Below are 12,148 nucleotides of genomic sequence, written 5' to 3' on the forward strand. Positions count from 1 at the left end.
AGGGAGACACCTTATGCCCACTCATCCCGTCCAGGACCGCGAGCTCGCCGCCCGCCCCGACAGATACCAGGCGGAGAATCTCAGCCCGGTCGGTCTGGAGTTCACCATCAGCGAGCTCGGCCACGGTCTCCATGCCCTGCTGGCGAATCAGCCGCCCGAGGACAACACCGGGATCGTCATCGGCCGGCGCGCCGCGCTGGTCGTCGACGCCGGTATCACCGCCGGAGTGGCCCAGCGGATCCAGCAGATCGCCGCCGAGCTCACCGACGTACCGGTGCGGTACCTCGTCACCACGACCAACCACAGAGACCACACCTTCGGCAGCGCCGCATTCCCCGACGACGTCGTCGTACGGTCCTCACGCCTCACCAAGGACAACACGTCCGATCCGGCCTGCGAGCGCGAGCTCAGGTCGCAAAACATGTCTGGCGACGAGGCGCTGCTCGACGCGATCACCAACTGGCGCAAGCCTGACGTATCGTTCGACGGCCGGGCCGAAATCGACCTCGGTGAACGGGTCGTCAAGCTCTGGCAGTTCGGTCCGGGCAACGGGCCGGGTGACACGATCGTCTACGTCCCCGATGCGGGTGTGGCGTGGACGGGCAACTATCTCTGCCACGCCGGCATCGCGCCGATGCTCCTGCAAGGCGGGCCTGATCCCTACCTGGCCTCCCTGCATCGCATGCGCTCGGCTCTGCCCGACCTCTACACGGTCGTGCCCGGTCACGGCCCGGCCGGCGACGGCCATACCGGCGTCCTCGGCCTCCCGCCAGGCCGCGACGTCCAGCAAGGTACCGACGTCGCGGCGCTCCAACTCGCCGACGAGGGCGGCGATCTCGGCGCCGGTACTCACCAGATCCTTGATGAACCGTTCCAGATAGTCGATCAGCCGATCCTTGTACGCACGGAAGACGTCGGCGTCCGCGTCGTGCAGATCGATCGTGCGCTGCAGCGAGCTCATGAAGGCCTGGGCGTTTCCGGCCAGATCGGTGAACCGGTCGACCAATCCCCTGAGGAGCAGATGCACCTTCGCCGCATCGGGTTCGGCGACCTGGGACAGTTCGGCGAGCGCGCGGAGCTGCATCGCGATGTCCGTCAGTGCGACCGCCTGCAGCGCGCCGCGCCGGCCGAGCGCCTCGTCGTACGCCGCGACCGCCTGCTCGACCGCCTCGCCACGGACGGTCAACTGGTACAGGAAACGCGATCGGTGGAAGTCCTCGACCGACGTCACGCGACTGGTGTCCGGGTCCGCGCGCAGGTTGCCCCACTCCACCAGCCGCCCGAGCGCGTCGGTGATCGCCGGCAGCTCCGCCACGTCCCGCATCGACGTACGCACGTCCTCCGGCCGCAGATGGACGACGAACCGCCGCTTGGCCTGCACGAACGCGTCCATCACGGCCCGGTACAGACGCTCGTTGGGCGCCGTCAGGTAACTGAACGGCGTGAACTCTGCATCCACGGGACCCTCCTCCGGAACCGGCCGACGCCAGCGTACCGAGAGTCACCGACACTACGACGCAGCGGAAGGCGTGCCAGGTCCCGGCCGGCGAGTTCGCCGGTGCCACGTACGTCGCACTTCGCCCTCGGACTCTTCCACCCTGAGGCACACCGATCTCGGCGCAATCGATCCGATGCACAGCCTCTGGACGAGCTGATTCGGACTCGGCAGTTCTGTAACAGAGAGTGACGTCGAACGATATGACGGACAGCCGAGGTCTGGATGACGCCACGGCTGGGGGCGTCGGGGGGATGTGGCGTCATCGGTCTCGGAGGCTCGTCATTCGGGCTAACTGGCTTGGACAAGGCAGCTTGCACCTGCGACAACATTTGTCCCCGGAACTGGGCACAATCGTTGCTGATCCGACGCTGGCACGGCTCGGCTCCATCGCGGAACGCCGGTGGGGCCTAGTCACCACTGCGCAGGCCAAAGACGCCGGCGTCTCCCGCAAGCAGCTCTCCCGAATGGCGTCGGCCGGCGCGATCGAGCGTGTGGCACAAGGCGTCTACCGCATGGCCGGAGCGCCACCACAAGACCACGAGGCGATCTACGCGACCTGGCTGGCCCTTGGTGGAACGACCGCACCCCGCACCAGCGCCGGTGTCGCATCGGTCGTGACGGCCGGCATCACGGCGGCGATCGTCCACGACATCGGCGACTTCTTCCTCGACGGCTTCGACTTCATGGTGCCCGCACGCAGAGGAACCCAGCTTCCCGGCGTGCGCCTGCGCATCCGGCAACTGACCCGTGACGACGTAATCCACGTCGACGGAGTCCCCACCCTGACCGTCGAGCGCCCCATCGCGGATCTGGTCGAGCTCCGAACCTACCTGTCCCTGGTCGCCGACGCCGTACGCGACGCCGCACGCGCCGGCAAGCTCGTCACAGCCGACCGGCTCACGTGCCACCTCAGCCCCATCGCAGCGCGACACAGAAGCGGCGGCAAGTCCCCTGGCGAACGACCTGTTCGAGCTGGCCAGGCTGAGCCCGCAAGGATGGGACCATGACTGAGCATGGGGCCGACCGGCTCCATCTGCGCCGCCCGCTGGTCACTCCTCCCTCCGGCTCTACCCGGTCGCCGACCAGATCACGGACACAGTCTGTCCTGATCAGTTGTGAGGCGGAGATCCAATGTGTGTATCAAATCGCACCCTTCGATGCCATCGCAGGGTATGATTTGATACATGACGTCTGTGGAGTCGACTCGCGCACGCCAACGGCTGGCGATGCTGCCGGCCACTTTCACCACGGCGCAGGCGCGCCACGCCGGGCTGCCGTCACGGGATCTGGCGACGCTGGTCAGCGAAGGCACCGCGCTCGAGCTCTCGCGTGGTGTCTACCGGCGGTCGGACGCCCCCGAGACCGCGCACCTCGATCTGCTGGCGGTTCACACACGAGCATCCCACGCAGTCGTCTGCTGCGAGTCCGCTCTCGCGCTGCACGATCTGATCGACGACATACCAGCCGCCGTACACATCGCCGTACCGCGCGGCACTCGCCGCCCGGCAATCTCCTATCCACCCGTGGTGGTCGCGCAATACGCGGCCAAGACCTTCGACCTCAACATCGAGCAGTACGAGGCCGCGCCAGGAGAGTCCGTGCCGGTCTACGACGCTGCCCGCAGCGTGGTTGATGCCATGCGCCACCGCAATCGAATCGGCCACACACGCGCCCTCGGGGCACTCGGCCGCTACCTACGAACGAGCGGGCCTGACGGGGTCGGGAACCTTCAACGCGTTGCGCGTGAACTGCACGCCCTCTCCGTCATCCGGCCAGCCGTTGAAGCGGTGCTCGCCTGATGGTCAATCCAGCCCGCAACACCACGACCGGTCGCGTCTACAACGACTTGCGGAACTCAGCGCGCCGACAACTGCGCGCCACCGACGAAGTCATGGTTGAGTACATCCTTGAGCGATTTCTCTATCGGCTGGCCACATCTCCAGCCGGCCGCGAACACTTCGTTCTCAAGGGCGGACTGCTGTAGCCGCGGATGCCGTGCTCGCGCATGACGCGGGCGACCCGTTTGTGGTTCACCCGCCGACCTGCGGGAGCACCGTCGTTGGCTCCGCGGTCACCCGCGGCGCGCCGACGGTGTCGTCCTCGTCGTGGATCGACCGGATACGGTCGGCGAGCTGAGCATCGGCTGCGGCCCGCGCCTGCCGGGCGGGAGCGGCCTTCAGCCAGGCGTAGTACGACGATCGCTCGATCTCGACGAGCTCACACAGCCGCTTCACACTCCGGTCAGCGCAGGAGGTGGTGGAGTAGTCGGCGACGAACTGGAAGCGGGTCACCAGCGCGTCTCCCCGGCGAAATACTTGGCCGCCTGGCGCAGGATCTCTCGCTCGGTGCTGAGCTTGGTCTTTCCGCCCGCAACGCGGCGTTCTCAGCCTCGAGACGGGCGATCTTCTCCTCCGCAGTCTCCAGCCCCGACGGCGGCCGCGAGCCGCTTGCTCGGCTGCTCACGCGGCGGGTGGTCATGGTCCCATCGGCGGTCGTCTGCTTGCCCGTTCCGTACTGGTCGACCCAACGCTTCAGGGTCGCTCGTTCGACCCCGAGATCAGCCGCGATGCCCTTCAGCGTCGCGCCCGGGGTGGACTCGTACAAGTCGACGGCCTGCCGACGGAACTGCTCGGAGTAGTTCTTGCGGGCCATAGTCAGGATCATCTCGCTTACCCCAGCAACTGCTGGAATCAGCGTGTCCAAGAACCAGGGTCAGGGCCCGACCTCGACAACCGGTTCATCTACGAGGACGTCATACCGCGCATCCGCAAGGCGAAGTGCACCAGGTAGATCATCTTCTCGAGCGACCACGCCAACATTCCGGTTCTGGGTGACGCGGACCAGATCATCTCCATGCTCGCCGAGGAGAGCAGCCATGGCGTCGCCGGCAATCGTTGAGGACGGCCTCGGCTCTATCGACCATCCGCCCGTAGGGGCGATGGTTGAGGAACTCCTCGAAGGCAGCTGCGAGGCCTTCAACACCAGGCGATACCTGTATGGCTTCTGAACTGTCTTGCTGGCGAGTGGGTTCTGGTTCGTTGGATGGGGCTTCGCGAACCGTTCCGTGTTCTCGGTGGACAGCGGCACCAAATGTGCAAACGGCAGGATTGTTGCCATCTCCTGCGAGCCGCCACCCTCGCGACCTGGCCGTGCGTCGGCCGGAAGAGGCTGTAGGAGTTCGAGGGCCGCTGTGCTGAGCGCCGTCAACGTGCTCGTGCTCGCCACGGCTCTGATCTGGTTCGCCTCGGGGGAGGCTGTTCCGCCGAGGCCTAGCTCGGTGTCCGGGGGTCGTTCAGGAAAGTGCAGTTGAGCTCCTCGCCCCAGGGCAGACTTGGCGCGGCCGGGTCACTGATCCGAAGCGCCGACAGCATCGTCCGGAGCATGCCGGTGGCGAGGAAGTCCCGAGCTTCGATCGGTGAGACGCCAGTGAGCTCGCGCACCAGCCGGTAGATTCCACCGAAGCGTTCGCGGACGGTATCGCCGATCGCCGACTCGGCGCCGGCCGAGAACCCGTGCAGCAGAACCAGCAGCATCTCGCGGTCGACCATCAGCGTCTCGTATGCCGCGGCGATGCTCTCCAGGTCGGCCATCTCGTCGGCAGCCTGCCGGAAGGTCTGCTCAATCGTGTCGCACACCGCTTGCACGGCGGCCAGGAAGAGCTGCTGCTTGGTCCCGAACAGCCGGATCACATACGGCTGCGAGACGCCTGCCAGCCGGGCGATCTCACCGGTCTTCGTACCCGCATATCCGGACGCGCCGAAGGCGTGGATCGCCGCCCGCAACACCTCCTTGCTCCGCTCCGCCACGGTCAGCCGCATCTTCGTCGCCATGCGCTTCTCCACTCGCCGAAATTCCCGACGAAAGACACGTTATCAGTCGATGCATACTTCGATAGCCGATCGGTTCACCGTCATGCGTCGCATTGCGTGATCGATCAAAAGACTCTGCAGTGCGTGCAGACTTGTCTACATTCCGCGCAGTGGATTCCCGCGTGAAGCGCACGGGGTGACAAAGGGGCCTAACGTCTTGTCTGGTTGATCATCCATATCGTGCATTGGGATCCGCAGAAGAATCTTCATTCACCTGCAGTCTGACCATCAGAAGGATTAGCATGAAGAGCCCCGATTCGCTAGCCGTGACCGAACACCAGGTAGCCACTGCCAAGGGATACGTTCACGTCAACGAGTACGCTGGCGAGGGCCCCGCGGTCGTGATGACCCACGGCTTCCCCGACGACTCACGGATCTACAACCGCCTCCTGCCGGAGTTGGCGGGGCGGCATGTCGTCACCTTCGACTTCCTTGGCCACGGTCTATCTGGGCGAGACGCAATCTGGCCGATACAGTCCGGCCAACGCGAAAGCGAGTTGGCCGCGGTCATCGACGCTCTCGAGTTGAACGATGCCGTCCTGGTCGGGCACGACATCGGTGGTCCCGTCGCGATCAGGTTCACGCTGGCCAACCCGAGCCTGGTCAGCGGGATGGTATTGCTGAACACCTTCTTCGGGGACTCCCCAACGCTGGAGTTTCCTGAATTCATCCGTCTTCTGGCCGACCCTCATCTGGCGCGGCTGGCGGACGAGATCGTCGCCGACCCCAATATTCTCGGATGGATGCTCACCTACACCGACAGAAGGTTGAACCCGGGACCACCCGATCCCGCCGGCGTCGGTGGATTGGCTATTCTTCCGCAATTCTATGGCGACGCAAATCAAACGGATGCAATCTCCGCAATTCGGGCCTGGACCGCCGACCTGTTCCCGGGGATTCGTGAACAGAACGCCCAGATCGCGAGCGGTCAACTCACCGGACTCGACATCCCGGTGACCGTTGCTTTCGGTGATCATGATCCGTATTTGAACAGCGGGGTCGCGCAGCATCTGCACTCGCTGTTCGCGAAGGCAGTGCTGCGAGAGGTTCCGAATGCTGCTCACTGGCCTCAGTGGGATCAGCCGGCCGTGATCGCGGCCATGATCGCCGAGATCTGATGGTTCACCGTGGCGCAGCGGCGGGCGCGGGGGGCAACAGCCCCCGCCCCGTCAGCATCCCTGAGAAGTGTGATCGACAGAGAACTCCCCCGACTGGATCGGCCTGCCGCACGCCTGGCAGCAGACTTCGGCGACGAACACTTCGCCGCAGACGTCATGGATGAAGTCGACCTGGGGCACGGCGTTCTCGCGGTGGGTATCTCCCCAGCGCTTGAGCACCAAGATGACCTGCCCGAGGTCGCGACCCTTCTGCGTGAGTTCATACCCAGCCAGGCGGCCGTTCTCGGGTGAGCGAGGTTGCAGGATCCCGGATTCGGTGAGTTTCCGAAGCCGCGAGGCAAGTACGTCTCTAGGGGCGCCGACGTCTCGCGGGATGTCGGTGTATCGCGAGGCGCCGAAGGCGACGGCTCGCACGATGTGCAAGGACCATCGGTCGTTGATCGCGTCTAGAGCGACGGCCAGCGAGTCACGCTGCGGTCTGTCTCCCGAACCAGCAGCAGTCGGCTTCGCTTCGTTTGACATTCAAATCACTCTAACCGAGGAAGTCGTCATGTCATCATCGTCTGTTCCGAGCTCTGGCACGGCGGACCCCGAAGTCACCCAGCACAAAACCTGGATCCCGCTGGTGCTCACGGGGCTGATCATCGGCTCTGCATTCATCGCGGTCTATGTCGGGCTCCAGCGAGCACCGGCACCGCACAGCCTGCCGCTAGCTGCGGTCGGGCCACAGCTGACCGCAACGACGCGAAGCGGTTTGGGCGACTCGGTGGACGTCCGCCAAGTCGCCAGCATCCAAGAGGGTGCAGCTCTGGTACGCAAGGGAGACGCGATCGCCGTGATCGGTACGATCTCGCCGACCACACTGCAGCTCGAGTATGCCGGTGCCAGTGGGCTCAGTGAAAGCGGTACAGCCCGACAGCTCGTCGGCGGCCTGGCCAGTAAGGCCGGATTCACCGTCGAGGAAAGCGACATCGTCCCCCTCGTGAGGTATGACGCACGCGGACTGTCCGCGTTCTATGTGGTCTTCGGTGTCACGCTCGCCTCGTTCGTCTTGGCCCAAGGCCTCACCGGAGCGGCCGCAACGGTTCGCCTGGTCCACCGGCTCTACGCGATGGCCGGCTTCGCCGTTGCGATCGGCGTCATCGCCGCTGCAATCGCAGGTCCCATCTACGGCTCGCTCACGCCACCCTTCCCGCTCCTGGCCGTGTCGCTCGTCCTTCTGTCGGCCGCTAGCGCGTTCGCAACCAAGGCTCTCGGGGCTTGGCTCGGCCCGGCAGGAATAGGTCTGGCTGTACTCACCCTCACAACCGTCGGCAACGCGGCCAGCGGAGCGACCATCGGATTCGACCTGCTGCCTGGATGGGCCCAGGCTGTCTCCGCGAAGCTTCCCCCCGGCGCAGCCGTGCGAGCCATCAATGACTTCGGCTACTTCGACGGATCGCATGCCGGGTCCTCGCTCGTCGTCCTCGCTATCTGGTTTCTGGCCGGCCTCGGCTTGGTGCTGCTCCGGCAGTGGGTACTAGCACGCGGTGTGAGGGAGAGCGCCGATGAGCCGGAGATGCAGACAGTCGCCGGGTGACAGAACTGCGCGGTCGGCGACTTGGCGCGACCTGTGCAGCCTCGGCCGGAGATCACGGCATCTGCTCTCCGGCCGTGACGTTCACCAGCCAGGCTGTGCCGAACTTGTCGACGCATTGTCCGTGAAGCGCTCCCCATGCAGACTTCGCGAACGGCACAGTGACCGTTCCGCTCTCGGAGAGCCTGGCCCAGTACGCGGTAACCTCCGCCTCGTCGCCGCCAAGCGCTACTGAGAAGGAACCGCCCGGCTCGTACTCCGCAGGAGTCGCGGCGTCCGAGCCCATCAGCATGACGCCGCTCGCTCCTTTCAGCATCGAGTGAGCAACCAGATTCTCCTGGCGGGCGTCCTGTGCGCGGTGAAGATCTGCGTAGGTCGTGATCTCCAGAGCGCCGCCGAAGATCGACTGATAGAACTCCATCGCTTCACGCGCGTTGCCACCGAAGTTGAGGTACGGAGCGACTCGAGCGGTCATCGACCATTCCTTCCTTGGTTTGTTTTCAAACCGAACCAGCGCGGGCAGTCAGGAAAGTGTGATCAGCCCCGGGCCCGCCTCGATCACGACGTCACCCGGCTCCACATCGTGGCCGGCGTCGCAGCGAATACGGACTCCGACAGCCGCACCGCAGGCGCGGTGAGTCGCAAGCACAGGCGGGCCCGCTTCATCGGTCTCCCATTTCGACCCCCACTGGAGCAAGGCGAACACAACCGGCTGGAAGTCCACTCCCTTGGCGGTCAGTTGGTATTCGTGCCGCGTCCGCTGACCAGGCTCCCGGTAGGGCACCCGCTCCAGCAGACCGGCGGCAGTCAGCTCCTTGAGCCGCGCCGCCGCAGCCGGCTCACCGATACCGACTCGGCGGACAAAGTCCTCGAATCGGCGGGTGCCGAAAATCGCCTCCCGCAGGATCAGGATCGCCGAACGCGTGCCGACAACATCCATGGAGGCGGCGACAGGGCAATTGGCCATCGACCAGGCCTCCCGGTGGCTGAGTAGATCTGTCATGTCATGAGTGTAGACCTGACTTGCGTCGACAACAGTCTGGCGCGTACCGTCGCAGCTGACTTATCCAAACATAAGCCAGCGCCGGGTTCACGCTTGTGAGTGGTGCCGGGATCGAAGGTGGCGGTATGACGGTCATTCTTGATGCGCGAAGCGTCCCTGCCGCTGATCGCGCCGAGGCGGTACGGGAGACCATTGCGAGCACGATCGTCCGCGTCGAGATCGACTTCCCGACCGAGGCTGGGCCGGCAGCCGCGTACGGGGCAATCAGCCAGCTCGGACAGCTCACGGTGTGTTCGGTCCGCTCGAACGCGCTCACCGTAGAGCGGACGTTGGCCTTGACCCGGGACGACCTTGCGCCGAGCATCTTCCTGGGACTGCAGCTGACTGGTTCAAGCCTGGTAATCCAGGATGGCCGGGAAGCGGTGCTGAACCCGCGGGATCTTGTCATCTATGACTCGACTGTGCCTTACACGCTGGTCGACCCTGACGGGATCCGCCAGCACTTCTTCCGGATTCCCATCGCCGCCCTGGGCCTGCCGCACGACGCGATCAGGCAGATCTGCGCCACGACGCTCAGCCCAGGGCATCCGATCGCCGACCTGGCCGCCACCTATCTGCATAGGCTGGCGAGCCGCCCCGAGATCTATACCCACCCTGACGCAGCCTCGGTGAGCCACCCGAGCGTCGAGCTGGTCCGCGCGCTCATTACGACCCACCTGGATGCCACCGCATTCGGAAAGGAACCGCGGCAGGCGACGTTGCAGTTGCGGATCCTGGAGTACATCCGGGCCCGTCTGGGCGACCCTGGGCTTAACCCCGGCCAAATCGCCGCCGAGCACCACATCTCGGTGCGCCATCTCTACAACGTCCTCGCTGCCGGCGGGATCTCCCTCGGTGACTGGATCCGCAGACAGAGGCTGGAGGGATGCCGCGAGGACCTCGCCCGGCCCGGGATGCGATCGTTGACGATAGCAACGATCGCGCGGCGCTGGGGTTTCACCGACCCGTCCAGCTTCGGCCGCGTATTCCGTGCTGTCTATGGGCTCTCACCGCGCGAGTGGCGGACCATGGCACACCATGATCCGGCTGGTGTCACTGGTGTCGCGACCGTGATCTCACCGCCGCAGTAGCCGCCGAGGCCGTGCGTCTTCCGCCGCTGTCTGCACGGTGTGCACGGTCTTCGGCAGCGCGTGCACGCCTTCGTGTGCGACGCACCGGCCGCACGTAGATCCACTTAGCGTGATGAAGGCCGGGCCGTCCGGCCCCGGATCACGGTCAGCGCAGTGGAGAGGCATCATGCCGCACATCAGGGTGGGCCAGGAAAATTCAGGGGACATCGAGCTGTACTACGAGGACCACGGCGTAGGGGCGCCCGTTGTCCTGATCCATGGGTATCCGCTCGACGGGCGGTCCTGGGAGAAGCAGGAGGCTGCACTGCTCGACGCCGGGCATCGGGTGATCGCGTACGATCGGCGCGGATTCGGACGGTCCAGCCAACCGGCCGTCGGCTACGACTACGACACCTTCGCCGCGGACCTCGACGTACTGATCCGCACGCTCGACTTGCACGACATCACCTTGGCCGGGTTCTCGATGGGCACCGGCGAAGTCACCCGCTACATCGGCACCTACGGGTCCGGCCGAGTGAAGAATGCGGTGCTAATCGCACCTGTTCCGCCGTTCCTGCTCAAGACCGACGACAATCCTGACGGCCTCGACCAAAGCCTGTTCGACGGTTTCGTGGCCGCGGCCAAAGGCGACCGGCCGGCCTTTATGACCGGCTTCCTCGAGGCCTTCTACAACTACGACGTGTACGGCGGCAGCTTGGTCAGCGAGGAGCGTTTCCGGTCCAGCTGGAACACCGCCACATCCGCATCCGCCACGGGCGCGGTGGTCTGCATTCCCACCTGGCTTACCGACTTCCGCGACGATCTGCCGAACCTCGACGTCCCCGTGCTGGTCATGCAGGGCGACCAGGATCGCATCCTGCCACCGGTCTTCACCGGCAACCGGCTCCCAGGTCTGATCAAGGACCTGACGCACGTCGTCGTCGGGGGCGGCCCGCACGCCATCATCTGGACGCACGCCGACCAGGTGAACGCCGCCCTCCTGGACTTCTTGAAGTAACAAGGGACTCCGGTCTCCCCTGCACCCCGGGCTGCCAGAGGCTCACCCCGGATCGGTACAACACCAAAGGAACATCATGCACAGCATCAGAAAGTTCACCCGAGCAGTGGCCGGCGCGTTGGCCGCAGGCCTGCTGGTTCTGACCGCGGCGAGTGTCTCGAGCGCCACCGCCGAGGCGTCGACGCAGTATCGCATCGTCAAACCCACGATCGTGCTCGTGCACGGCGCTTGGGCCAACGAATCGAGCTGGGACTCCGTCACCGCGCGACTGCGTGCATTGGGATACCCGGTCGACGTGGTACCCAACCCGTTGCGCGGGGTCGCCTCCGATTCCGCTTACCTCGCGGACCACCTCGCCACCTTGTCAGGACCCATCGTGTTGGTGGGGCACTCCTACGCCGGCATCCTGATCACCAAGGCCGCGACCGGCAACAAGAACGTCAAGGCGCTCGTGTACATCGACGCCTACATCCCTGACCAGGGAGACACGCTCAACCAGCTGACCAGGGCGAAGGACGGTTCCGCGCTGGCCGTCGACGACCCGCGGACAGTGTTCGACATCGTTCCCATCAACGGTGGCACCAACTACGACCTGTACGTGAAGAAGGACCTGTTCCCGCAGATCTTCGCAGGCGGGATCCCAGCGGCCAAGGCGGCTGAGCTCGCGGAGGCACAGCATCCCCTGGTCGCCAGCGCACTCGACGAGGCCGTGACCGGCGTCCCGGCCTGGAAGACGATCCCGTCGTGGGATTTGATCGGCACCGAGGATCAGGTGATCCCGCCGGCCGAACAGCGGATCATGGCCGCCCGCGCCGGAGCGCACGTCGTCCAATTCAAAGCGCCACACCTGTCGATGGTGTATCGGCCCGCGGTGGTCACTGACCTGGTCGTCACAGCAGCCACGCTCACAGCCTGCCGCTGAAAGTCGCGCCTGCTCCCCCGGCCGAATCGGGCGGG

Annotated in this window: 12 protein-coding genes and 3 pseudogenes; 9 read left to right on the top strand and 6 right to left on the bottom strand. The window is 65.3% G+C overall.

Annotated elements, in window-relative coordinates:
* Positions 1–13: 13 nt before the first annotated feature.
* Positions 14–667: pseudogene (locus ACWEOO_RS02445) on the top strand (MBL fold metallo-hydrolase); the annotation flags it as partial.
* Between the two features lie 66 nt (positions 668–733).
* Here the strand turns inward: ACWEOO_RS02445 and ACWEOO_RS02450 are convergent.
* Positions 734–1,459 (bottom strand): annotated as a pseudogene (locus ACWEOO_RS02450) (TIGR02677 family protein); the annotation flags it as partial.
* A gap of 350 nt (positions 1,460–1,809) precedes the next feature.
* Between ACWEOO_RS02450 and ACWEOO_RS02455 the strand changes: the two are divergent.
* From ACWEOO_RS02455 to ACWEOO_RS02465, 3 genes are all read left to right on the top strand, one after another.
* On the top strand, positions 1,810–2,505 hold the full coding sequence (locus ACWEOO_RS02455; protein ID WP_452141425.1) for a type IV toxin-antitoxin system AbiEi family antitoxin domain-containing protein: 696 nt from the start codon (positions 1,810–1,812) through the stop codon (positions 2,503–2,505).
* Positions 2,506–2,682: 177 nt separating this feature from the next.
* Complete coding sequence (locus ACWEOO_RS02460) at positions 2,683–3,297, top strand: type IV toxin-antitoxin system AbiEi family antitoxin domain-containing protein (RefSeq protein ID WP_452141426.1); 615 nt, start codon at positions 2,683–2,685, stop codon at positions 3,295–3,297.
* On the top strand, positions 3,297–3,482 hold the full coding sequence (locus ACWEOO_RS02465) for a hypothetical protein (RefSeq protein ID WP_452141711.1): 186 nt from the start codon (positions 3,297–3,299) through the stop codon (positions 3,480–3,482). Before ACWEOO_RS02460 ends, ACWEOO_RS02465 begins: the two co-directional genes overlap by 1 nt.
* On the opposite strand, the pseudogene ACWEOO_RS02470 reads toward ACWEOO_RS02465, so the two are convergent.
* Positions 3,437–4,150: pseudogene (locus ACWEOO_RS02470) on the bottom strand (transposase); the annotation flags it as partial. The gene ACWEOO_RS02465 and the pseudogene ACWEOO_RS02470 sit on opposite strands and share 46 nt — an antisense overlap.
* Before the next feature lie 617 nt (positions 4,151–4,767).
* A complete protein-coding gene (locus tag ACWEOO_RS02475; protein ID WP_452141427.1) occupies positions 4,768–5,328 on the bottom strand; it encodes a TetR/AcrR family transcriptional regulator in 561 nt (186 codons plus the stop codon).
* 281 nt (positions 5,329–5,609) lie between these two features.
* Between ACWEOO_RS02475 and ACWEOO_RS02480 the strand changes: the two genes are divergently transcribed.
* On the top strand, positions 5,610–6,485 hold the full coding sequence (locus ACWEOO_RS02480; RefSeq protein ID WP_452141428.1) for an alpha/beta fold hydrolase: 876 nt from the start codon (positions 5,610–5,612) through the stop codon (positions 6,483–6,485).
* Between the two features lie 51 nt (positions 6,486–6,536).
* Here ACWEOO_RS02480 and ACWEOO_RS02485 read toward each other — a convergent pair whose 3' ends face one another.
* Positions 6,537–7,007: a winged helix-turn-helix transcriptional regulator gene (locus tag ACWEOO_RS02485; protein WP_452141429.1), complete on the bottom strand. Its 471-nt coding sequence runs from the start codon at positions 7,005–7,007 to the stop codon at positions 6,537–6,539.
* A gap of 28 nt (positions 7,008–7,035) precedes the next feature.
* Between ACWEOO_RS02485 and ACWEOO_RS02490 the strand changes: the two genes are divergently transcribed.
* On the top strand, positions 7,036–8,064 hold the full coding sequence (locus tag ACWEOO_RS02490; RefSeq protein WP_452141430.1) for a hypothetical protein: 1,029 nt from the start codon (positions 7,036–7,038) through the stop codon (positions 8,062–8,064).
* A 52-nt stretch (positions 8,065–8,116) separates the two neighbouring features.
* On the opposite strand, the gene ACWEOO_RS02495 is transcribed toward ACWEOO_RS02490, so the two are convergent.
* Positions 8,117–8,536 carry a VOC family protein gene (locus ACWEOO_RS02495; RefSeq protein ID WP_452141431.1) on the bottom strand — a complete coding sequence of 140 codons (420 nt, stop codon included), beginning with the start codon at positions 8,534–8,536 and terminating at the stop codon, positions 8,117–8,119.
* 48 nt (positions 8,537–8,584) lie between these two features.
* Entirely contained in the window at positions 8,585–9,064 is a 480-nt protein-coding gene (locus tag ACWEOO_RS02500; RefSeq protein ID WP_452141432.1) for a winged helix-turn-helix transcriptional regulator, read from the bottom strand.
* 125 nt (positions 9,065–9,189) lie between these two features.
* On the opposite strand from ACWEOO_RS02500, the gene ACWEOO_RS02505 reads away from it, so the two are divergent.
* The 3 genes from ACWEOO_RS02505 to ACWEOO_RS02515 all read left to right on the top strand — a co-directional run bounded on the left by ACWEOO_RS02505 (position 9,190) and on the right by ACWEOO_RS02515 (position 12,113).
* Complete coding sequence (locus tag ACWEOO_RS02505) at positions 9,190–10,194, top strand: helix-turn-helix domain-containing protein (protein ID WP_452141433.1); 1,005 nt, start codon at positions 9,190–9,192, stop codon at positions 10,192–10,194.
* 166 nt (positions 10,195–10,360) lie between these two features.
* Positions 10,361–11,191 (top strand): alpha/beta fold hydrolase, encoded by an 831-nt coding sequence (locus ACWEOO_RS02510; protein WP_452141434.1) that lies wholly within the window; start codon positions 10,361–10,363, stop codon positions 11,189–11,191.
* Between the two features lie 76 nt (positions 11,192–11,267).
* On the top strand, positions 11,268–12,113 hold the full coding sequence (locus tag ACWEOO_RS02515) for an alpha/beta hydrolase (RefSeq protein WP_452141435.1): 846 nt from the start codon (positions 11,268–11,270) through the stop codon (positions 12,111–12,113).
* The last annotated feature ends 35 nt before the right edge of the window (positions 12,114–12,148 follow it).

It is taken from the genome of Kribbella sp. NPDC004138, from assembly GCF_053603655.1.